Source organism: Pseudomonas sp. HN2-3 (assembly GCF_020691745.1).
In the GTDB taxonomy this organism is placed as follows: Bacteria; Pseudomonadota; Gammaproteobacteria; order Pseudomonadales; family Pseudomonadaceae; genus Aquipseudomonas; species Aquipseudomonas capeferrum.
In genome coordinates this window covers 167,376-187,255 of sequence record NZ_CP085704.1, presented here as the reverse complement: position 1 = coordinate 187,255, position 19,880 = coordinate 167,376, and the positions used below count along the sequence as shown (strand labels likewise).

The window sequence follows — 19,880 nt, the reverse complement described above, 5'->3', positions numbered from 1 at the left end:
CCATCCTTTGCATGGGGGCGCTTGGCGTTCAGCTTAGCGCCTTAAGAGGCAGGTGCAGCGCGGCGCTGCACAGCTGCCAGCAAGGCCGTGGCACTGGCGCCACGGCAATCCACAACCTGTTGGGCCCCGGCGGCCCTGGCCTGCTCGGCAACCCGCGGGCTCGGCACGAACAGCGGCAGACGCGCTACCTGCGGCCAATCGGCGCCGGCCATCTGCTGCAAGTGTTCAAAGCCCTGCCCACTGCTGACCACCAGGCCATTGAGGCGTTCCGCTTCGATGCGACGCATCAAGGCGCCCGCCGGGTATTCCGGCAGGCTGCGACGATACAGTTCCAGATAATCGACACTAGCACCTTGCTCTGCAAGACGCTCTGCCAGCAGTTCGCGACCTCCGACGCCGCGGACGATCAAGACACGCGGCGCAGGCACGCCGATAGCCTCGCGCAGGGCCGCCAGCGCGAGCAACGCTTCACTGTCGTCACCTTGCGCTGGGCAGGCCACCTCAAGGCCCGCGCCCTGCAGCACCGCTGCGGTCGCCTCGCCCACCGTGAACCAGCCTTGAGCCGGTGGCTGTAGCCCGGCCTGGTCCAGCCGTTCGAGCAGCAACCTGGCTGCCGGCTTGCTGACCACGATGATTGCCTGAAAGCCCTGCAGCCCAGCCAGCAACTGGCGTTGCCGCTCGTCCACGGCGACAGCGTCTATCGCCAGCAGCGGCAGACAACTGCTAGCCACCCCCGCCGCCGCCAGCCGTTGCGCCAGTGCTGTGCAGTCATCGGCGGGCCGGGTCAGCAACAGGCGCCAATCACTCACGGGTGCCCGGCCTCGCCATAGACTTCCTTGAGGATGGCTTCGGCGCCCTGGCCCAGCAGGTCTTCAGCAACCTGCACGCCCAACGCCTCAGCCGCTGCGCGCGGCGCCCGGGCGTCGGCCACCAGCAAGGTGCCACCGCTGGGCTGGCCGACCAGGCCACGCAGCCACAGCTGGTCGCCTTCAAGTACCGCGTAGCAGGCGATCGGCACCTGGCAGCCGCCATTGAGGTGTTTGTTCAATGCCCGTTCGGCCACCACCCGGTCGGCGGTGTCGAGATGGTGCAGTGGCGCCAGCAGCGCATGGATTTCGCTGTCAGCGCTGCGGCATTCGATGCCCACCGCGCCTTGGCCGCCCGCTGGCAGGCTGTCGTCGACGCTGATGCTGGAGGTGATGCGGTCTTCGAAACCGAGGCGGATCAAGCCGGCCGCAGCGAGGATGATCGCGTCATATTCGCCGGCATCGAGCTTGGCCAGGCGGGTATTGACGTTGCCCCGCAGGAAGCGGATTTCGAGGTCCGGGCGGCGCGCCAGCAACTGGGCCTGACGGCGCAGGCTGGAGGTACCGACGATGCTGCCGGCGGGCAAGGCTTCAAGGCTTTCGAAACGGTTGGAAACGAACGCATCGCGCGGGTCTTCGCGCTCGCAGATGCAATACAGGCCCAGGCCTTCGGGGAAGTCCATGGGCACATCCTTCATCGAATGCACGGCGATGTCGGCTTCGTTGTCCAGCAGGGCGGTTTCAAGCTCTTTGACGAACAGGCCCTTGCCGCCGATTTTCGCCAGCGGCGCGTCGAGCAGCTTGTCACCGCGGCTGACCATGGGCACCAGGGTCACGATCAGCCCAGGGTGAGCCTGCTCGAGGCGGGCTTTGACGTATTCGGCCTGCCACAGGGCCAAGGCACTTTTACGGGTGGCAATGCGGATTTCGCGAGTGGACATGGAACGCCCCGATGCAGAGAAATACCGCCGATGATAACAGCTCCGATGGCATCGCTAGCAGATACGGGTCAAAGGCGGTGCGGTGGGGGTGGCTGTTGTGTTTGTGCCCACGGATGGCTGTTTGTAGGAGCGGCCTTGCGTCGCGAAAGGGCCGCGAAGCGGCCCCGGCAATCTGTGCGGCGAAGCTGAAAACCTGGGGCTGCTTTGCGACCCCGGCAATCTGTGCGGTGAAGCTGAAAACCTGGGGCTGCTGCGCAACCCTTTCGCGACGCAAGGCCGCTCCTACAACAGGCAGCGCACGGCGGGTCAGAGCGTCTGCATCATCTTGCGCACGCCAGCCACGTGGCGCCGGCTGACGGTCAGCGCATCACCGTCAAGGCCCTTGAGAAACAGCTGAAAATGCCCCAGCGGCGTGCGCTGCAGGCGTTCGATACGTTCGCGGGCCACCAGCGCGTTGCGATGGATGCGCACAAAGCGATCGCCAAATTCATCTTCCAGGGCCTTGAGCGGCTCATCGAGCAGCACTTCCCCGGTCTCGTGGCGCAAGGTCACGTATTTGTGGTCAGCAATGAAATAGATGACCTGGGGCAACGGAATCAGCTCGATGCCTTTTCGCGTTCGCGCGCTGATATGGCTGCGCGGGCCTCCGCCTTCATTGGCAGGCCGGGTAAGCGCCGCCAACTGGGCGCGGTTGGGCTTCTCGGCCTTGCGCAAGGCATCACGCAGCGCCTGGGGCTGGAAGGGTTTGGTCACATGGCTGAGGGTGCTGTCCTTGAAAGCCTCGGTGCCGTATTCGTCGTCGCCGGTGCAAAACACCACCGACGGCGGCGCCTCGCGTTCGCACAGGCGAGCGGCAACCTGCAGGCCATCCAGGCCGGGCATGCCGATGTCGAGCAGGACGACATCAGGCTTGAGGCTTTCAATCAGCGCCAGGGCTTCCTCGCCGTTGGTGGCGCTAGGCTCCAGCACGGTGTAACCCTCCAGTTCGCCGAGCAGCCTACTGAGGCGTTCACGGCCTTGGGGTTCGTCATCAACGATCAGGACATTCATAATTGCGCTGGATTCCTGAATGAGTCTCGCACAGGTATAGCGTAGACAGATGTGGTTCGAGCGACACTGCGGTCACGCTCTAGACCGGTGCGATGGCCAAAGATTCACTCGGCCGGCAGATTCACTGCCAGTCCTCTGTCCAACTGTAGACGGTCCATGGAACACTGCCGTTCAATCCTGCAAATCCTTGTGTGCGTGTCTGCCTGCCGTTTTCGGGTCATTTCTCTCGACCGGCGCCCTGCGGCAGCAAGCCCAACCCTGCTATCATCGTTGCCACTTTTTCGTTCACGCCTGCAATGAGTGAATCCATGAGCACCGACAAGACCAATCAGTCCTGGGGCGGCCGCTTCAGTGAGCCCGTCGACGCCTTCGTCGCCCGTTTCACCGCTTCGGTCGATTTCGACAAGCGCCTGTACCGCCACGACATCATGGGTTCGATCGCCCACGCCACCATGTTGGCGCAGGTCGGCGTGCTCAGCGATGCTGAGCGCGACACCATCATCGATGGCCTGAAGACCATCCAGGGCGAAATCGAGGCCGGCAACTTCGACTGGCGCGTCGAGCTTGAAGACGTGCACATGAACATCGAGGCACGCCTGACCGATCGCATCGGCATCACCGGTAAAAAACTGCACACCGGCCGTAGCCGAAACGACCAGGTGGCCACCGACATCCGCCTGTGGCTGCGCGACGAGATCGACCTGATCCTGGCCGAAATCACCCGCTTGCAAAAGGGCCTGCTGGAGCAGGCCGAGCGTGAAGCCGACACCATCATGCCCGGCTTCACCCACCTGCAGACGGCCCAGCCGGTCACCTTCGGCCACCACCTGCTGGCCTGGTTCGAAATGCTCAGCCGCGACTACGAGCGCCTGGTCGACTGCCGCAAGCGCACCAACCGCATGCCCCTGGGCAGCGCCGCGCTGGCAGGCACCACCTACCCGATCGACCGCGAGCTCACCTGCAAGCTGCTGGGCTTCGAGGACGTGTCTGGCAACTCGCTGGACGGCGTTTCCGACCGCGACTTCGCCATCGAATTCTGCGCTGCCGCGAGCATCGCCATGATGCACCTGTCGCGCTTCTCCGAAGAGCTGGTGCTGTGGACCAGCGCGCAGTTCCAGTTCATCGACCTGCCTGATCGCTTCTGCACCGGCAGCTCGATCATGCCGCAGAAAAAGAACCCGGACGTACCGGAGCTGGTACGTGGCAAGAGCGGCCGCGTGTTCGGCGCGCTGACCGGCCTGCTGACCCTGATGAAAGGCCAACCGCTGGCCTACAACAAGGACAACCAGGAAGACAAGGAACCGCTGTTCGACGCCGCCGATACCCTGCGCGACTCGCTGCGTGCCTTTGCCGACATGATCCCCGCGGTCAAGCCCAAGCACGCGATCATGCGCGAAGCGGCCCTGCGTGGCTTCTCGACTGCCACCGACCTTGCCGACTACCTGGTACGCCGTGGCCTGCCGTTCCGTGATTGCCACGAAATCGTCGGCCATGCCGTGAAGTATGGTGTGGACACCGGCAAGGACCTGGCCGAGATGAGCCTGGAAGAACTGCGCCAGTTCAGCGACCAGATCGAGCAGGACGTGTTCGCCGTGCTGACCCTGGAAGGCTCGGTCAATGCCCGTGACCACATTGGTGGTACCGCGCCGGCGCAAGTGCGTGCGGCGGTGGTACGCGGCCAAGCCTTGCTGGCTTCGCGCTAAGACCATGGCGAGGGCTTTGCCCTCGTTCGCGGGGCAAGCCCGCCCCCACAGAGAAACCGCTAACTCATTGATTTAACGGAACCCTGTGGGGGCAGGCTTGACGCTTGTGCAAACCTCAGCGCTTGCCGCTGCGAATCATCTCCATGAAGGCCGGCATCGACGCCTCCTTGTCTGCCAAAATCCGCGCCATGTGCGGGTTCTCGCCCATTCGCTGCAACAATGCCTTCGCCTGCGGGAAATCCGCCAGGAAGTCGACGTTCAGCACCTTCTTGCCCACCGCGTAAGCCAGGTCGACCGAGAAGCAGAACATCAGGTCGGCAATCGTCAGCTGCTCACCCGCCACATACGGCGCGAAGCGACCATTGCGCTTGAGCGTGGCAAAGCCCGCCAACAGGTCGGCCCGCGCGCGCTCCTTGATCAACGGCTCTACCGCCATGCCAAAGAACGACTCGGCGTAGCAGGTGCGTGCCGGCAGCTCGATGTACAACTCGATTTCTTTCAGCAGCTCGCGCACCTTGGCCTGCTCGAACGGGTCCGCAGGCAACAGCGCTTTGCCGCCCTGGGTCTGCTCGATGTAGTCGAGAATCACACTGGTCTCGCTGAGGAAGCCGTGTTCGGTTTCCAGCACTGGTACCTTGCCCCGTGGGCTGACTTCCAGTGCATGCGGCGCCTGGCCGCCATAGAAGGTGACCTCCTCGAAAGGCAGGCCTTTTTCCAGGAGTGCCAGCTTGACCATGTTGTAGTAGTTGCTGACTGAGAATCCGTGAAGCTTGAGCATGGGGTAACAGCCTCCAGGCCGTATGGGGATGGCCCGGCTTTTATAGCCCCTAAGCCTGCGCCTGACCAGCGTCATGCACCCGGTCAATGACCGGACATTGCCGCCACAGGCGTGGCAAACTGTATGCCCAATCACAGGAGTACCGCCATGAGCGAGCCCACCGACATCGACAATGACGACGAAGCCTTCGCCGAGGCAACGCTGACCCAGGCCATCGAGAACCAGATCGAAAGCGACGAGCCGCCAGCGGCCAAGGCCACCTTCAACAAACTCACCCTGGTTGGCTATGCGCGCGAGGAAATCCTCAACCTGATGGCCCATGTGCTGGCCTTCGAGATCGACAACATGCTGGTGGAAGACCGCGCGTTCAACAGCGAATGGTATGAAAACGCCCTGCGTGCCCTGCCCGAGCTGCCACCTGAGATGGATCAAGGCGACGACGAATAACCCGACTACACTCGAAGGTCAGGCACCCATGAAGGTGCCGCCATCCTCGTCTGGAAGTCAGGAGTCGCCATGTCCTTTACCCCCGAGCTGATCGATGAACTGGAAGTACTTGCGCTGTTCAAGCACGACAGCAGCCAGGAAGGCATCAAGATAAACAGCCAAGCCCCCACTAAACTCATCGCGGCAGCTAAACGCCTGCACGAAAAAGGGCTGACCGATCAACCCGATGGTGGCTACCTGACCAGCCTGGGTCATGACGCCGTCGAAAGTGTGCAACTGCTGCAGAACATTCTCAAGGCGCCACAACCGGCCTGACAGACTGCCGCAATCCTTGTAGGAGCGGCCTTGCCGGGGCGCCGGACCGGTCGGAAAGGGCCGCAACGCGGCCCCGGCAATTTGTGCAGCACTGCTGAAATCCTGGGGCCGCTTCGCGGCCCGTTCCGACCGGTCCGGCGCCCCGGCAAGGCCGCGCCTACAGGGGGTTTACACACCTTTGCTAGTTGGCCGCCGCCCTGCGTTTCTCTGCCAGCCACGAGCGCCCGTACAGGAACACGATGGCCAGCAAGGCCACTGCCTGCGCTGCCAGCGAATAGGCATCGGCATGAATGCCCAGCCAGTCAAACTCGAAGAACGCCACCGGCCGCGTGCCCAGCACCCCGGCTTCCTGCAGCGCCTTCACGCCATGCCCGGCGAACACCACCGACAGCGCGCACAGCAGCGCGGCGTTGATGCTGAAGAACAGCGACAGCGGCAGCTTGGCCGAGCCGCGCAGAATCACCCACGCCAATCCCACCAGCAGCACCAATGCCGTGGCGCCCCCCGCTAGCACGGCTTGATGCCCGGAAGGCCCGGCCTGCAGCCACAGGGTCTCGTAGAACAGGATCACTTCGAACAGTTCGCGGTACACCGAGAAGAACGCCAGCATGGCAAAGCCGAAGCGCCCGCCACCACTGACCAGGCTGCTCTTGATGTAGTCCTGCCAGGCAGCGGCGTGGCGGCGGTCGTGCATCCACACCCCGAGCCACAGCACCATGACCGCAGCAAACAGCGCTGTGCAGCCTTCCAGCAGCTCGCGCTGGGCACCGCCGACGTCGATCACGTAAGCCGCCAAGGCCCAGGTGGCAAAACCTGCGACCAGCGCCAGGCCCCAACCGACGTTGACGCTGCGCACCGCCGACTGCTGGCCGGTGTTGCGCAGGAAGGCGAGGATCGCCGCCAGCACCAGAATCGCTTCAAGGCCTTCGCGCAGCAGAATCAACAAACCGGAGATATAGCTCAGCGACCAGCTCAGGCCATCACTGCCCAACAGCTTGGCGGCCTGGTCGAGCTTAGCCTTGGCTTCGGCCAGCCGTTGCTCGGCCTGGGCCACAGGTAAGCCGTCCTGCAGGGACTGGCGGTAAGCCATGAGGGTTTTTTCGGTGTCCTTGCGCGCCTGGGTGTCGATGTTGTCCAGCGAGCTTTCCACCAGCTCGAAGCCTTCCAGGTAAGCGGCTACCGACAGGTCATAGGCCTGGTCGTGATCGCCCTCGCGGTAGGCCGCCAGGCTTTTGTCCAGGGTGCTGGCGGTGTATTCGAGCAACTGCGCCGGGCCGCGTTTGGCTTGCGGCGGCTGGGCACGCTGGGCGCGGAACGCCGCTACTGCATCGGCGCCTTCGTTGGCCGCGACTTCGGCCGGGGTCTGGCGCGCCAGGTCTGCCAGGTTCCAGGCTTTATCGCCCTTGGCCGCCTCGGGGTTGGCAGTGAAGCTGGCCACAAAGGCGGCCACGTCCCAGCGCTGACGCTCGTCGAGCTGGTCGGCGAACGATGGCATCTCGGTACCTTCGATGCCCAGGCCGAGGGTGTTGTACAGGTCGAACAGGCTCAGCTGGTCTAGCCGCTCGACACTGCGCAGGTTGGCTGGAGGCGGCTCCAGGCCAACGCCGGCTGGGCCATCGCCGGCGCCGCTATCGCCATGGCAGATCGCGCAGTTCTGCGCGTACAGCGAAGCCCCACGGGCCGGGTCCGGAGTAATCACCGGGGCCTGGCTGACCTCGTAGGCCACCGCCAGGCGTGCGCCCAACTGACGGGCCTGACGGGCTACAGCGGCGCCGTCCTGACGCTGGTCGATGGCTTGGCGCAACGCCTGCACGCCCTGTACCAGGGCGGCTTGTTCGGCATGCGCCGGCAGGTTCTTGACCAGGTCGGCCAGGACCGCGCTGAACTCCTGTTGCTCGCGGTACTCGCCCTCGTCGATCACCTTGCCTTCGCGCACGGTCGGCGGGTAGTCGGCGCCCATGTAGTCGAGCAAGTGCAGGGCCTTGGTAGCTTCGGCAGGGGCTTCGGCCAACGCCAGGGTGCTGCACAGCGCCAGCATTGGGCCCAGCAGTAAAGCAGGCAGCCAGGCAAGCAGACGGGAATGGGTATTCATGGCCAGTCTCGGAGGGAATGCGAAAGAGAACATTGTTCACTTCCACTCTTCTTCTCTCAAGGTGTGCGGGCAGATTTCATGAAAAATCTTGTGACAAAACAGGAGGGGATTGATCGTGAAATGAAAGCGCTTTTGATCCACCAAGCACTATGCCGTGCTGGAGCATTGGACAATGGCTTACTGCTGCCCATGTCAGTAGCTATTCAGGTGGCGGATACAGGGTTGCAGGCGGAACAGGTCGAAGGTTTCCCCGCCTGCGGTGGAAGACGCTCTGGGCTCGTCGCGCATCTGTCGTGCCTCGCTTCAGGCGGTGGCGCGGGAGTGGTCGCACAGGGCGTTGATCATTGCGCATAGCAGGCAGGGCGGTGGTGGTCTGTTCCACGGTCAGGGTCAGGGCGCGGATCAGCAGGCCGCAGCTTTCAGGTTCGGAAATGTCTTACGGCTTCAAGGTGTTCACCGTGAGAGTTTCAGCGCCCTTGAGATCGAGCGCCGCGCGGGCGGCGCTCGATCTCAAGGGCGCCGCGGCTCTGTCGTCAAACCCTACCCACAACCCTCAAGGCTTGCCACCACCCCCCTTCCACCCCCCACCCAACGCCAGAAACACCCCAATCTGCCCCATCGCCACCTGGCTATTCGCCGCCGCCAACTGCGCCCGCATATCGGTATACGTCCGCGTCGCCTGCAAATCCGCCAGGAACGACTCACGCCCAGCCTGGTAATACCGATGCGTCTGGTCTGCCGCTTCCTTGGCCGACTGCTCCGCCTCGGCCAGAGCATCACGCCGGTCCAGCAAGGCGCTGTACTGCGCCAATCGGGTCTGGGTCTCGCGAATGGCGTTCAGCACCACACCATCAAAATGCGCCAGCGCCGCCTGGGTCGAGGCTTCGGCCATGCGGATGCGGGCACGGGTGCCATTGGTCGGGATGCTCCAATTGATCTGCGGGCCAAAGCCCCAGCGGTTGGTGGCCGGCTCGCCAAGGTTCTCGAGAATACCAATGGTGCCGACCTGGGCGCCGATGCTGATATCCGGGTACAGCGCGCCGGTGGCCACGCCGATGTTGGCGGTAGCCGCCGCCAGTTGGCGTTCGGCCTGGCGCACATCGGGGCGGCGCTTGAGCAACGCGGCGCCGTCGCCCACCGGGACCAACTGAGCCAGGTGCGGCAGCTCGGCGCAGTCGGCGGTGCCGGCAGGCAATTGCTCAACTGGTTTTGCCAGCAGTGCAGCCAGGGTATACAGGCCGGTCTCGCGCTCGGCCTTGAAGCGCGGCAACTCGGCGCGCAACGATTTGAACTGGGTCTGCGAGCGGGTGACCTGGGTTTCATCGCCACGGCCGGCATCGCGCAGGCGTTGGTTCAGCTTCACGCCTTGCTCCTGCAAGTCCAGCGACTCGCGGGCAATGTGGTATTCCTCGTTGGCCGAGCACACTTGGGTGTAGGCCTTGACCACATCGGCCACCAGGGTGATGCGCGCGGTGTCTGCGGCAGCTTGCACCGCGTCGGCGTTGGCCTTGGCCGCTTCGGTGCCGCGCTTGAACGTGCCCCACAGGTCAAACTGGTAGGAGGCGCTGATGATGGCCTCACCGATATTGGCCACGGGCACCTTCTCAGGCAGCAGGAAGGCCTCGCCGGACTCCTGCAAGCGCTGCGCGCCGGCCTTGATGCCACCGCTGAAGCCGCCCTGCGATTCGGCCACTTCAACCTGCGCACGGGCCTTGGCAATGTTGGCTGCGGCCACGCGCAGCTCGGTATTGGCGCTCAATGCCTGGCGTACCAGTGCGTTGAGGCGCTGATCCTGGTACAGCTGCCACCAGTCTTCAGGTACCGGCGCCGACACCACACTGTCGGCATCCTGGCGCAGCGGGCCGTTGAGGTCGCTGCGCTGCACGGCCGCGTCTTTCGGCACTTCATAGTCCGGGCCAACCAGGGCACAGGCACCGAGGGACAAGGCCATGCCCACCAGCATCAGGCGTTTCATGGGCGCTTGTCCTCGATGATCGATACCGTGGCGGTGCGCCCGGCGATCATGCGGAAGTCTTCCGGCACTTCATCGAAAGCGATACGCACCGGAATCCGCTGGGCCAGGCGCACCCAGCTGAAGGCCGGGTTGACGTTGGGCAACAGGTTGGCGCCGCTGCTGCGGTCGCGGTCTTCGATACCGGCGGCGAAGCTTTGCACGTGGCCGCGCAGGCGGGTGTTGTCGCCCATCACGCGGATGTCCACGGCATCGCCGATATGGATGCCTCCGAGCTTGGTTTCTTCGAAGTAGCCATCGACGTGGTACGAGGCGCTGTCGACCACCGACAGTACCGGGCGGCCGGCGGTGACGAACTCATGGTTACGCGGGGCGCGGTCGTTGAGGTAGCCGTCCACGGGGCTGCGCACCACCGAGCGGTCGAGGTTGAGCTGGGCAGTATCGACCGCCACCTGCGCCTCGTTGACCGCCGAGCGGGCGCGGGCCTCGCGGGACTGGCTCTCTTCCAGCTGCTCGGCCGCCACCAGGTTGCCCAGTTTGCGGTTACGGCGCGTTTCACGGGCGGCCTGGGCCAGGGTTTCCTCGCGCTCGGCCAGGGTTGCCTGTGCCTGGCGCAGGGCCAGGCTGAAGCGGTCTTGGTCGATGGTGAACAGCACGTCGCCGCGCTTGACCACCTGGTTGTCACGCACCTCGACCTTCTGGATCAGCCCGGACACATCCGGGGCGATCTGGATCACGTCGGCGCGGATATGGCCGTCGCGGGTCCAGGGGGCGAACAGGTAGTACACCACCATCTGCCAGACGAGCACGGCGGCGAAACTCACGACCAGCAAGGTCAGGACCACACGGCCCAGGGTCAGCAAAGGTTTTTTCATGGCAGCATCAGGTTTCGGCAAAAGTGGTCGACCGCGCCCAGCATCACGGCGTAGAGGGCAACGTTGAACAAGGCCCGGTGCCAGACCAGGCGGTAAAAGTGCAGGCGCACCAGTACAGCGTGCACGCCCAGGAACAACAGGTAGGTGAACAACATCATCACCAACAGCGTGGGCAGAAACACCCCGCTGATATCCAGATCACCGATCACAGTGGGGCTCCATCGATGCCGGGGGGCAGTTGCGGTTGTTCGGTGGGTTCGAGCATCACTTCGACACCGGGCAGCAAGGCCAGGCGCAGGCCGCTCAAGGCGTGCAGCAGGTGCACACGGGCATCGCCGCGGTCGTTGTGATCGTCCAGCGCCAGCCCTTGCCGCGCACGCTCCATGTTGCGCAACAGCGCCGCCGGGGCGTGCAGGCGCTGGTTGGCGCGCAGGCAGGCGGCGTAGTGGGCGCCGACTTCTTCGATGACCAAAGCCAGGCGCTCGCGGGCCTGCGGGTTGGCGCGTGGCAGGTAGGCCAGCAGGTCGAGCAGGTTCAGGCCCACGCGCAGGTCACGCAGCGCCACACCGCTGTCCTGGCCGGTCTGCGACAAGCGTGGCAGGTGCTGCATCAGGCGGTCGAGCATCTGTACGCCCACCTGGCGGTGTTCGGCCAATGTCGCGGGCTGGGTCATTTCGACGATATCGCGCCAGGCGAAGCGGGTCATGCGCTTGGCCGCCAGTTCCACGCCGAACGGGCGTAGCAGCAAGGTCCAGATGAAGGCGAACAGCAGCCCCACCGGGCCTGCCAGGTTGGCGTTGATGAAGGTCAGGAAGTCCGCATCATAGACGCCCTGGATGCTGATGAAGGTGGCGGTGTTGACGATGGTCAGCAAAGTACCGAGGTAGAAACGCGGCTGCACGGTCAGCGTGCCGACGCAAATGAACGGCACCGCAAAGGCCAGCACCAGCATCGGGAAGTCGTGCAGGTTGGGCAGCACCAGGAACAGGTAGACGCTGGAGAAGATCACCGACATCAGTGTCCAGAAGAAGAACCGGTAGATCTGCGGCGCCGGGTCGTCCATCGCGGCAAAGAAGCTGCACGCCACGGCGGCGAGGATGACCGCACTGCCACCGTCGTTCCAGCCGAGCAGAATCCACAGGCCACTGGCGACAATGATCGCGGTAACCGTGGAAAACACCGAGTAGAGCATCAGGCCACGGTCAAAGAACGGCGTCAGCCGGCCCAGGCGCCAGTGGCGGTAGGCGGCGCGCCAGGGCGTGGCGTCGTCCTTGCGCAAGGCGTGCTGGAGGGTGCAGCAGTCTTGCCAGAGGTCGACCCATTCGGTCAGGCGATACAGGGCGTTGGACAGCAGCAGGCCGGCGCGCTGGTCCAGGGCGGTGGCGCTGGGTTGCAGGCGGGTGATCTGCTCGTGCAATGCGGTCCAGGGGGCCAGGGAGGCATCATCAGCGGTGCCTTTGAGCCATTCGCGGGCCTCGGCCAGCAGCGGTTGCAGCTGGGCGAACTGGGCCGGCGCACGGCCTTCGAGGGCGACCAAGGCGTCGTCCAGGGCGTCGATCACCGGCAGCAGGTGGATCATGCGCCCACGCAGTTCACTGGCGTTTTTCAGGGTGTGGGGGCCGGCACCTTCGTGGCCGAGCTGGCCGATCATCATTTCCAGGGTATTGAACGTGGCCACCATCGAGACGCGCATGCTGCCGACCTTGTCGGCGGCAACGTCGCGGGCCAGGTAGGTGTCGCTGTAGCGGATCGCCTCGGCGAACCAGTTGCCGGTCGAGCCGACCACCACCGGGGCCAGGCGCCGCGGCCAGAAGATTGCGCCGACCACCGCCGCGCAGACGATGCCCAGGCAGATTTCCTGGGCCCGCGACGAGGCCACATCGAACACCGCCGTAGGGTTGTCGACCACCGCCAGGGCAATCATCGGCAGGGTGTAGCCGGCCAGCATCAGCACGTAGTTGTTGGCTGTGCGCAGGTTCAGCGAGAGGAACAGCAAGGTGCCGGTCCACAAGGCGATGGCCACGCTCAGCAACAGCGGCGACTGCACCAGCGGTGGCACCAGCAATACCGCCCCGCCGGCACCGAGCAATGTGCCCAGGGCGCGGTACAGGGCCTTGGAGCTGGTGGGGCCGACGAACGGGCTGGAGACGATATAGACGGTCGCCATCGCCCAGTAAGGGCGTGGCAGCTGCATGAGCAGGGCAATGTACAGGGCGATCATCGACGCGCCGAAGGTGCGCACGCCGTAGAACCAATCGCGGGCCGGGGGCACCGAGCTGAAGAATCCGTTCATGCTGCCCCGCCTGGTGTGCCGAGGCCGACGGCTTCGAAGGCGCGCAGTACGCGCAAGGTGGCCTCCAGGTCGGCCTGGTCGATGCCCTGCAGCACATCACGGCGCAGGCGCACCAGCTCGGCTTCGATGGACTCGGCCAGGGCGCGGCCTTCGGCGGTCAGGCTCAGGGCCTTGGCGCGGCGGTCCAGAGGGTCCTCGCTGCGGCACACCAGCCCGGCTTTGCACAGTTGGTCGAGCAAGCGCACCAACGACGGGCTTTCGAGGCCGGCGGCCTGGGCCACCGCCACCTGATGCACGCCGTCGCCCAGGCGCACGATCATCAGCAACGGCGCGGCGCAGGCTTCGGAGATGCCGTAGCTGGTGAGGGCCGCATGGCAGATGCGCCGCCAATGGCGTGCGGCAACCACCATGCCGCTGCTGACTTGCAGGCGCAGGAGATCAAGGGTCATGAAAGGAACCAAGGATATTCATAGTTTGCTAACTATCAATATACGCCTGGCCCTCCCCCTGTCGTCAACAGCGGGCGACGGATAGCGTCGATGAATGGTTGTTCATGTAATGCCCTTTCGCGGCGCAAAGCCGCCCCCACAAGGGGCTGCACTTTGCCGCGAATATGAGGCAACGGTCAGGGCTGCACCTGGTCTTCCAGCTTCATCGTCAGCGCCAGCGTGCTGCCCATCTGCACTGCCCGGTCGCGCCATTCCAGGTACCGTGTGCCGTCGCGGCTGCTGAAATGCACCGCCAGCTCCTCGGCCGCCTGCATCACGCCCGCCGCAGCCGCCAGTTCCAGCCAATACAGCGCGCCTTTGATATCGGCTTCGACGTGCAGGCCATGCATCAGCCGATAACCGACTTCAAACCGGCATCGCGCTTCGCCCCGCTGGGCGCCGCGCTGAAACCACTGGTAGGCCTCTACCAGGTCGACCTGCCAGTCCAGGTCGCCATCGCACACTTCCTCTTCATACAAGTCACCGAGCGCAGCGGCAGCATGCAAAATGCCGCGGTCGAATGCCTGCCGATAACACTCGGCCGCCTGCACGTACGATGCCTCGATGCCTTTGCCGAAATAGTGCTGCTGGCCCAGGTTGAACCAGGCCGCGGCGTTGCCCTGCAAGGCCGCCATGCGCAGCAGGTGGCCGGCCAGCACCGTGTCGGCACGCCAGTACTTGCCATTGAGCCAGATCCAGCCGAGGTCATTGAGTGCCGCTACGCTGCCTTGCAACGCCTGGCGGCGCAGGTCGGCATACACCACCTGCAAATCGCTGGCCTCATCCAGGCGGCTGACCAACAGCGACCGCTGGCTGGGCAACCCGACCCCGGCAAACAACCGATGACGCCTCCCCGCAGGGGCTGGTGGGGCGATGACCCGCTCTGGCAGAAGACGGGCGAGCAGCGAATGGATATTGCTGGCAGCAGACATGTTCATCCTCATTGAACGACACACAACCCCAACCTCAGCTGTGATGAGGCGTGATTCTGCGTGACGTCACGACAAAACCTGTCGCGAACGATTCGGCACGAGGCAACCAAATGCGACTTCCTTGATCTGAGCAGGCTGTGGCCAATTGCCATGCCCCGCTCGTGCCGCCATCCTATTGCGGCAAGCCTAGACAAGGACGTTATCTTTTGCCGTTCGCCACCACTCGCGCCACCCTCAGCCGTCAGTGGGCGCTGCTGCGTCAGCTGCCCAGCCGCTCCCCAGGCATCACCAGCGCCGAGCTGGTCTGGCGCCTGCGTGATGTGGGCTTCAATGTCAGCAAACGCACGGTTGAGCGCGACCTCAACGAGTTGTCGCTGATTTTTCCGCTGGAGCGCAATGACAAGAGCATACCGTTCGGCTGGCACTGGTCGTCGACTGCCGTGGGTGAGCTGCGCGGCAATTTCGACCTGTTGACCTACCTGCGCGGTGACGCGCTGCAGCCGGCCCAGGGCGAGGGGGTGGAGCTGGTGGCGCGGATCAGTGACACATTGGCGCGGCAGCTGCGCGAGACGCCACTAAGCACCGACATGCAGCTGACCGCGCAGGAGCATGGGCATCGGGTACGTGCCACGGTGAGCGATGGCTGGCCGTTGCGCTGGTGGCTGCTGAGCCAGGGGGATGGGGTAGTGGTGGAGCAACCGGAAGGGCTACGCGAAGAGATTGGCAAGATGCTGAGCAATGCGGCTGCCCAGTACCAGAACCCATAACCTGTACCGGCCTCTGCGTGGCGGTTCGGCACCCCGATAACCCCGCCCCCACAGCAGCCGGTGCAGGCTTGCCTGCTAGCGCTGCATGCCCCAACGCCGCACCGTCAGCCGCTCCAGGGTATTGAACACCAACCCTTCGACCAGCAAACCGATCAGGATCACCACGGCCAGCCCGGCGAACACCTTGTCGGTGTACAGCTCGTTGCGGTTCTGGAAGATGTACCAACCCAGGCCGCCCTTGCCACTGCTGGCGCCAAACACCAGCTCGGCGGCAATCAGGGTACGCCAGGCAAACGCCCAGCCGATCTTCAACCCCGACAGGATCGACGGCAAGGCCGCCGGAACCAGGATATGCAACACCAGGCGCAGGCCCTTCAGGCCATAGTTGCGGCCGGCCATGCGCAGGGTTTCGGACACCCCGAGAAAGCCCGCGTAGGTGTTCAGCGCCAGCGCCCACAGCACCGAGTGCACCAGCACGAAGATCAGGCTGTTGTCGCCCAGGCCGAACCACAGCAGCGCCAGCGGCAGCAAGGCGATTGCTGGCAGGGGGTTGAACATGGAGGTCAAGGTGCCCAGCAGGTCACGACCGAGCTGGGTCGACACCGCCAGGCTGGTCAATCCAAAGGCCAGCACGATGCCCAGCACGTAGCCCTTGAGCAAGATCACCAGCGACACGCCGACCTTGGCCGGCAGTTCACCGCTGATCAGGCCATCCCATAGCGCAGCGGACGTTTGCAGAAAGCTCGGCAGCAGCAGGTCGTTGCCTTGATAGCGGGCTGCGGCCTCCCAAAGCGCGGCGATCACAACCAGGATGACCGCCTTGCGCAGCCAGCCGAGCTGCCACAAACGCTGGGCCAATGGCAGTTGGCGTTCCAGAGGCACACTGCGCAGCGGCTCCAGCTGCACCTCGTATTCCTGACGTACAGGGGTAGTGGTCATGGCTGAAGCTCCTGTCAGTAGGCGATACGGATATCGTTGAAGCCGAGTTCGTCGGCTTGCTCGGGCGTTTGGGCCTCATCGAACAGCAGCCGATGAATGCGGCGGGCACTGGCCTGGAAATCCGCTGCGCCCAGGCTGCCAAGATCGTACTGATGGCTGTGCACCTCGGCCCGCACCCGCCCCGGGTGCGGCGACAGCAGCAAGATGCGGTTGCCGACCACCAGCGCCTCTTCGATGGAGTGGGTGACGAACAGCAAGGTGAAACGCACCTCTTCCCACAGCAGCAGCAGCTCTTCCTGCATCTTGCGCCGGGTCAGCGCGTCGAGCGCGGCGAACGGTTCGTCCATCAGCAGAATCTTCGGCTGGGTGGCCAAGGCCCGGGCAATCGCCACGCGCGCCTTCATGCCGCCAGACAGGGTGTGGGGATAGGCATCGGCAAACGCCGCCAGGCCAACCTTGTCCAGGTAATGCAGGGCCCGTTCCTCGGCCTCGGCGCGCTTGAGCTGGCCCGAGACCAGCAGCGGGAACATGACGTTCTGCTTTACCGTCTTCCAGGGCGGTAGCTGGTCGAACTCCTGAAACACCACGATACGGTCCGGCCCTGGGCCTTTGACGGGCTTGCCCTGCAGCAGAATCTGCCCTTCCTGGGGGTTGATGAACCCGGCCACGGCCTTGAGCAAGGTGGACTTGCCGCAGCCCGAAGGCCCCAGCAAGACGAAACGGTCGGCACGGTCAACTTCGAAGCTGACCTGGTGGGTGGCCCGCACCACGCGCTGCGCGGTTCGGTATTCGAGGCTGAGGTTATCCACCTTGAGCAAGGGTGGCGTGGCGACACGGCTCAGGTTGCTGGCCGCGTGGCCTGGCAATGGGGCGGTCATGATCGATCAGCTCCCCTGCAGCGGGCGTTCATCCTGGAAGAAGTAATCCTTCCACGACTCAGGCTTGTGCTTGATGGCGCCGACCCGATAAAGGAAGTCTGCCAGCTTGTAGGTGTTCTTCGGCGTGACGGTGAACTCGTACTGCGGGTTGTCGATCAGCTTGATCAGCACGTCGCGGTCGATCTTGGCCTTGGTCACGCGGATGTAGGTATCGGCAGCAGCAGCCTTGTCCTTCTGTGCAAAGTCCGCAGCCTCGGCCAGGGCGTCGACGAAGGCCTTGTAGGTCTTGGGGTTTTCGTTGCGGAATTTTTCGGTGGCGAACAGCAGGGTCGGCGAGTTGGGGCCGAGCAGGTCGTAGCTGTTGAGCACGACGTGCACGTCCTTGTTGGCCAACGCCTGGTCCTGGAACGGCGGGTTGGAGAAGTGCCCGTTAAGCTCGGTGCCACCGGCGATCAATGCGGCCGTGGCATCGGGGTGCGGTACGGCCAGGGTGTACTTGTCGAGGCGGTTGTAGTCCTTGTCGCCCCACTGCTGGGCTGCGGCGTATTGGAGGAAGCGCGACTGCACGGAGACGCCTACCGCCGGCACGGCGATGCGGTCTTTCTCGGAGATGTCGGCGATGGTCTTCACGTTGGGGTTGCTGCTGACCAGGTAATACGGGAAGTTGCCAAGCGAGGCGACGGCCTTGACGTTCTGCCGGCCCTTGGTACGGTCCCAGACGGTCAGCAGTGGGCCAACGCCGGCGCCGGCGATGTCCACCGAGCCGGACAGCAGCGCATCGTTGATGGCTGCACCGCCAGAAAGCTGGGCCCAATCGACTTTGATGTCGATGCCCTGCTCCTTGCCGTGCTTCTCGATCAAGTGCTGGTCACGCACCACGTTCAGCAGCAGGTAGACGATGCCGAACTGTTCGGCGATGCGGATCTCGCCTTCGGCCTGGGCCACGGCAGGGGCCGCCAGGCTGCCGACGACCAGGCTCGCGCCCAGGCCGATGCTTGCCGCCAGGCGGCTGATGGATTTGCGCATGATGTGTTTCCTCAGTCGTCAGAACGGGGCATCGCCCTGGATGGTGGTGCGGTACAGCTTGCGCCGCAGGTGCGCGGGGCAGCCGGTGGCGAGGTGGATCAGCGAGCGGTTGTCCCAGAACACCAGGTCGTGGGGCTGCCACTGATGGCGGTAGATGTTCTGTTCGAGCACGCTCAGGGCATACAGCTGTTGCAGCACGTCGTGGCTTTCATCCGCTGGCAGGCCGACGATGCGGGTGGTGAAGCCTTCACTGACGAACAGCGCCTTGCGGCCGTTTTCCGGGTGGGTACGTACCACCGGGTGGATGACTTCCTGCACCTGGGCCAACTGCTCGGCGCTCAGGGTCGGGCGCCAGTTGCCCTCGAACTTGGTTTCGGAATAACGCGCCGTGTAGGAATGAGCGGCCGCGCGGCCCTCGATCACGGTGCGCAGGGCTTCGGGTACGGCGTCCCAGGCCTTGTGCATGTCGGCGAACAGGGTATCGCCGCCCTCGCTGGGCAGTTCCTGGGCATGCAGCATGGAACCGAGGCTGGGGAGCGTCTTGTACGACAGGTCCGAATGCCAGAACTTGCCAGCATCACCCAGGCCAATGTTGTGGCCATCTTCGATGATGTTGGAAACGATCAGGATCTCGGGGTGCCCGGCCAGCAGAAACTGTTTGAGCACATGGATCTGCAGCTCGCCGAAGCGGCGGCTGAAGCTGATTTGCTGTTCAGGGGTGATGCGCTGGTCGCGGAACACCAGTACATGGTGATCGAGGTGGGCACGATGAATGCGGGTGAAATCCTCGGCGTTGACGGGTTTGCCAAGGTCAAGGCCAATGATCTCGGCCCCGACGGCACCGGAGAACGGGCGGATTTCAAAGTGTTGCGGCTGGGCGCTGTCGATGGACGACAAGGCGTTCGAGGCGGCGGACATGGTTCACTCCCACGCAGTGCGCGACGTCAAAGTACGCGCAACGATCAGAAACGCACGGGGATTTCCCGTGTGGGTTCAAGTCGTGCGGCGCATCGATTGGTCGACGGGTACGCAGTGGGAGTGACTATAAAGTCATAAGAAGGATATTTTAAATACCTTTATTGAATAACCATATCACCGAGGATCGGGGGCTGATCCAGTATCAGATCAACCCGCCCTGCTCTTCTTCATCGATCAGGTTGTTCAAGCTGCCGAGCGCCTTGCGCGCCTTGGAACGATTGAGCAACTTGGCCTGTGCCCCGGCAGGCAGGTCGGTGATGCTGAAGACGCCCTTGGCGGTCAGCACATCGATCAAGTCCTCGAGCACGCGGATCATGTCCAGGTCGCTTTGCTTGAGCTGCTTGAGGCTGTTTTCCACTTCGTCATCGCCGAACCATTCCTGGATTTCGGCATTGTCGGCGGGGAGTATCTCGCTGAACCCTTCGTATGAAGCGGCTTCTACCCGCAGCAACTGGCCGGTGGCGTCGCGTTGCACGTAGAACATGGCGGTGTCCCTCGTCACGTTGATTCCTTGTTGGTAGACAGCAGCATAGGCAAAGATTTCCGGGCGCGCAGGCCCGGCGCAGGAGTATGCGCTGTCACGGGAAGGCAGGAAAGAGC

Annotated in this window: 21 protein-coding genes; 5 read left to right on the top strand and 16 right to left on the bottom strand. The window is 64.0% G+C overall.

What is annotated here, in order from left to right; genetic code table 11:
* Nucleotides 1-41: 41 nt before the first annotated feature.
* The 3 genes from LJX93_RS00795 to LJX93_RS00785 all read right to left on the bottom strand — a co-directional run bounded on the left by LJX93_RS00795 (nt 42) and on the right by LJX93_RS00785 (nt 2,797).
* Nucleotides 42-809, bottom strand: coding sequence for a uroporphyrinogen-III synthase (locus tag LJX93_RS00795; RefSeq protein ID WP_047582863.1), 768 nt, complete (start codon nt 807-809; stop codon nt 42-44).
* Nucleotides 806-1,747 carry a hydroxymethylbilane synthase gene (gene hemC / locus LJX93_RS00790; RefSeq protein WP_033703306.1) on the bottom strand — a complete coding sequence of 314 codons (942 nt, stop codon included), beginning with the start codon at nt 1,745-1,747 and terminating at the stop codon, nt 806-808. The genes LJX93_RS00795 and hemC overlap by 4 nt, the downstream gene beginning before the upstream one ends.
* A 306-nt stretch (nt 1,748-2,053) precedes the next feature.
* Nucleotides 2,054-2,797: a LytR/AlgR family response regulator transcription factor gene (locus LJX93_RS00785; RefSeq protein WP_033703307.1), complete on the bottom strand. Its 744-nt coding sequence runs from the start codon at nt 2,795-2,797 to the stop codon at nt 2,054-2,056.
* A 308-nt stretch (nt 2,798-3,105) separates the two neighbouring features.
* Here LJX93_RS00785 and argH point away from each other — a divergent pair, with 308 nt between their 5' ends.
* On the top strand, nt 3,106-4,500 hold the full coding sequence (argH, locus tag LJX93_RS00780) for an argininosuccinate lyase (RefSeq protein ID WP_033703309.1): 1,395 nt from the start codon (nt 3,106-3,108) through the stop codon (nt 4,498-4,500).
* A gap of 115 nt (nt 4,501-4,615) precedes the next feature.
* Here argH and LJX93_RS00775 read toward each other — a convergent pair whose 3' ends face one another.
* Nucleotides 4,616-5,278, bottom strand: a complete 663-nt coding sequence (locus tag LJX93_RS00775) for a glutathione S-transferase (RefSeq protein ID WP_033703310.1) — start codon at nt 5,276-5,278, stop codon at nt 4,616-4,618.
* Between the two features lie 147 nt (nt 5,279-5,425).
* Here LJX93_RS00775 and LJX93_RS00770 point away from each other — a divergent pair, with 147 nt between their 5' ends.
* Nucleotides 5,426-5,725, top strand: coding sequence for a hypothetical protein (locus tag LJX93_RS00770; RefSeq protein ID WP_033703311.1), 300 nt, complete (start codon nt 5,426-5,428; stop codon nt 5,723-5,725).
* A gap of 69 nt (nt 5,726-5,794) precedes the next feature.
* Complete coding sequence (locus LJX93_RS00765; protein ID WP_033703312.1) at nt 5,795-6,040, top strand: TIGR02647 family protein; 246 nt, start codon at nt 5,795-5,797, stop codon at nt 6,038-6,040.
* Nucleotides 6,041-6,221: 181 nt separating this feature from the next.
* On the opposite strand, the gene LJX93_RS00760 is transcribed toward LJX93_RS00765, so the two are convergent.
* Entirely contained in the window at nt 6,222-8,165 is a 1,944-nt protein-coding gene (locus LJX93_RS00760) for a cytochrome c/FTR1 family iron permease (protein WP_033703313.1), read from the bottom strand.
* A gap of 45 nt (nt 8,166-8,210) precedes the next feature.
* On the opposite strand from LJX93_RS00760, the gene LJX93_RS00755 reads away from it, so the two are divergent.
* Nucleotides 8,211-8,486, top strand: a complete 276-nt coding sequence (locus LJX93_RS00755) for a hypothetical protein (protein WP_227696644.1) — start codon at nt 8,211-8,213, stop codon at nt 8,484-8,486.
* Between the two features lie 199 nt (nt 8,487-8,685).
* Here the strand turns inward: LJX93_RS00755 and LJX93_RS00750 are convergent, their stop codons facing one another.
* From LJX93_RS00750 to LJX93_RS00725, 6 genes are all read right to left on the bottom strand, one after another.
* On the bottom strand, nt 8,686-10,107 hold the full coding sequence (locus tag LJX93_RS00750) for an efflux transporter outer membrane subunit (RefSeq protein ID WP_033703314.1): 1,422 nt from the start codon (nt 10,105-10,107) through the stop codon (nt 8,686-8,688).
* Nucleotides 10,104-10,979 carry an HlyD family secretion protein gene (locus LJX93_RS00745; RefSeq protein ID WP_033703315.1) on the bottom strand — a complete coding sequence of 292 codons (876 nt, stop codon included), beginning with the start codon at nt 10,977-10,979 and terminating at the stop codon, nt 10,104-10,106. Before LJX93_RS00745 ends, LJX93_RS00750 begins: the two co-directional genes overlap by 4 nt.
* Nucleotides 10,976-11,188: a DUF1656 domain-containing protein gene (locus LJX93_RS00740; protein ID WP_033703316.1), complete on the bottom strand. Its 213-nt coding sequence runs from the start codon at nt 11,186-11,188 to the stop codon at nt 10,976-10,978. Before LJX93_RS00740 ends, LJX93_RS00745 begins: the two co-directional genes overlap by 4 nt.
* Entirely contained in the window at nt 11,185-13,272 is a 2,088-nt protein-coding gene (locus LJX93_RS00735) for an FUSC family protein (RefSeq protein WP_033703318.1), read from the bottom strand. The genes LJX93_RS00740 and LJX93_RS00735 overlap by 4 nt, the downstream gene beginning before the upstream one ends.
* Entirely contained in the window at nt 13,269-13,721 is a 453-nt protein-coding gene (locus tag LJX93_RS00730; protein WP_033703319.1) for a MarR family winged helix-turn-helix transcriptional regulator, read from the bottom strand. Before LJX93_RS00730 ends, LJX93_RS00735 begins: the two co-directional genes overlap by 4 nt.
* 176 nt (nt 13,722-13,897) lie before the next feature.
* A complete protein-coding gene (locus LJX93_RS00725; protein ID WP_033703320.1) occupies nt 13,898-14,692 on the bottom strand; it encodes a tetratricopeptide repeat protein in 795 nt (264 codons plus the stop codon).
* Nucleotides 14,693-14,898: 206 nt separating this feature from the next.
* On the opposite strand from LJX93_RS00725, the gene LJX93_RS00720 reads away from it, so the two are divergent.
* Nucleotides 14,899-15,459 carry a WYL domain-containing protein gene (locus LJX93_RS00720; protein WP_033703321.1) on the top strand — a complete coding sequence of 187 codons (561 nt, stop codon included), beginning with the start codon at nt 14,899-14,901 and terminating at the stop codon, nt 15,457-15,459.
* Between the two features lie 75 nt (nt 15,460-15,534).
* On the opposite strand, the gene LJX93_RS00715 is transcribed toward LJX93_RS00720, so the two are convergent.
* From LJX93_RS00715 to LJX93_RS00695, 5 genes are all read right to left on the bottom strand, one after another.
* Complete coding sequence (locus LJX93_RS00715; protein WP_227696643.1) at nt 15,535-16,398, bottom strand: ABC transporter permease; 864 nt, start codon at nt 16,396-16,398, stop codon at nt 15,535-15,537.
* Between the two features lie 14 nt (nt 16,399-16,412).
* Nucleotides 16,413-17,276 carry an ABC transporter ATP-binding protein gene (locus LJX93_RS00710; protein WP_033703325.1) on the bottom strand — a complete coding sequence of 288 codons (864 nt, stop codon included), beginning with the start codon at nt 17,274-17,276 and terminating at the stop codon, nt 16,413-16,415.
* A 6-nt stretch (nt 17,277-17,282) separates the two neighbouring features.
* Entirely contained in the window at nt 17,283-18,302 is a 1,020-nt protein-coding gene (locus LJX93_RS00705; protein WP_047582859.1) for an ABC transporter substrate-binding protein, read from the bottom strand.
* An 18-nt stretch (nt 18,303-18,320) separates the two neighbouring features.
* Nucleotides 18,321-19,220 carry a TauD/TfdA dioxygenase family protein gene (locus tag LJX93_RS00700; protein ID WP_033703328.1) on the bottom strand — a complete coding sequence of 300 codons (900 nt, stop codon included), beginning with the start codon at nt 19,218-19,220 and terminating at the stop codon, nt 18,321-18,323.
* A 202-nt stretch (nt 19,221-19,422) separates the two neighbouring features.
* The gene (locus LJX93_RS00695) at nt 19,423-19,764 is read right to left on the bottom strand and encodes a hypothetical protein (protein WP_033703347.1); all 342 of its coding nucleotides are present in this window, start codon (nt 19,762-19,764) and stop codon (nt 19,423-19,425) included.
* Nucleotides 19,765-19,880: the final 116 nt, after the last annotated feature.

What these genes read in the sequence shown, in the direction of transcription:
- LJX93_RS00710 (WP_033703325.1), bottom strand. Translation starts at nt 17,276, where the DNA reads ATGACCGCCCCATTGCCAGGCCACGCGGCCAGCAACCTGAGCCGTGTC.
- LJX93_RS00730 (WP_033703319.1), bottom strand. Translation starts at nt 13,721, where the DNA reads ATGACCCTTGATCTCCTGCGCCTGCAAGTCAGCAGCGGCATGGTGGTT.
- LJX93_RS00715 (WP_227696643.1), bottom strand. Translation starts at nt 16,398, where the DNA reads ATGACCACTACCCCTGTACGTCAGGAATACGAGGTGCAGCTGGAGCCG.
- LJX93_RS00705 (WP_047582859.1), bottom strand. Translation starts at nt 18,302, where the DNA reads ATGCGCAAATCCATCAGCCGCCTGGCGGCAAGCATCGGCCTGGGCGCG.
- LJX93_RS00750 (WP_033703314.1), bottom strand. Translation starts at nt 10,107, where the DNA reads ATGAAACGCCTGATGCTGGTGGGCATGGCCTTGTCCCTCGGTGCCTGT.
- argH (WP_033703309.1), top strand. Translation starts at nt 3,106, where the DNA reads ATGAGCACCGACAAGACCAATCAGTCCTGGGGCGGCCGCTTCAGTGAG.
- LJX93_RS00770 (WP_033703311.1), top strand. Translation starts at nt 5,426, where the DNA reads ATGAGCGAGCCCACCGACATCGACAATGACGACGAAGCCTTCGCCGAG.
- LJX93_RS00785 (WP_033703307.1), bottom strand. Translation starts at nt 2,797, where the DNA reads ATGAATGTCCTGATCGTTGATGACGAACCCCAAGGCCGTGAACGCCTC.
- LJX93_RS00700 (WP_033703328.1), bottom strand. Translation starts at nt 19,220, where the DNA reads ATGTCCGCCGCCTCGAACGCCTTGTCGTCCATCGACAGCGCCCAGCCG.
- LJX93_RS00725 (WP_033703320.1), bottom strand. Translation starts at nt 14,692, where the DNA reads ATGTCTGCTGCCAGCAATATCCATTCGCTGCTCGCCCGTCTTCTGCCA.
- LJX93_RS00775 (WP_033703310.1), bottom strand. Translation starts at nt 5,278, where the DNA reads ATGCTCAAGCTTCACGGATTCTCAGTCAGCAACTACTACAACATGGTC.
- hemC (WP_033703306.1), bottom strand. Translation starts at nt 1,747, where the DNA reads ATGTCCACTCGCGAAATCCGCATTGCCACCCGTAAAAGTGCCTTGGCC.
- LJX93_RS00695 (WP_033703347.1), bottom strand. Translation starts at nt 19,764, where the DNA reads ATGTTCTACGTGCAACGCGACGCCACCGGCCAGTTGCTGCGGGTAGAA.
- LJX93_RS00745 (WP_033703315.1), bottom strand. Translation starts at nt 10,979, where the DNA reads ATGAAAAAACCTTTGCTGACCCTGGGCCGTGTGGTCCTGACCTTGCTG.
- LJX93_RS00765 (WP_033703312.1), top strand. Translation starts at nt 5,795, where the DNA reads ATGTCCTTTACCCCCGAGCTGATCGATGAACTGGAAGTACTTGCGCTG.
- LJX93_RS00735 (WP_033703318.1), bottom strand. Translation starts at nt 13,272, where the DNA reads ATGAACGGATTCTTCAGCTCGGTGCCCCCGGCCCGCGATTGGTTCTAC.
- LJX93_RS00760 (WP_033703313.1), bottom strand. Translation starts at nt 8,165, where the DNA reads ATGTTCTCTTTCGCATTCCCTCCGAGACTGGCCATGAATACCCATTCC.
- LJX93_RS00755 (WP_227696644.1), top strand. Translation starts at nt 8,211, where the DNA reads ATGAAAAATCTTGTGACAAAACAGGAGGGGATTGATCGTGAAATGAAA.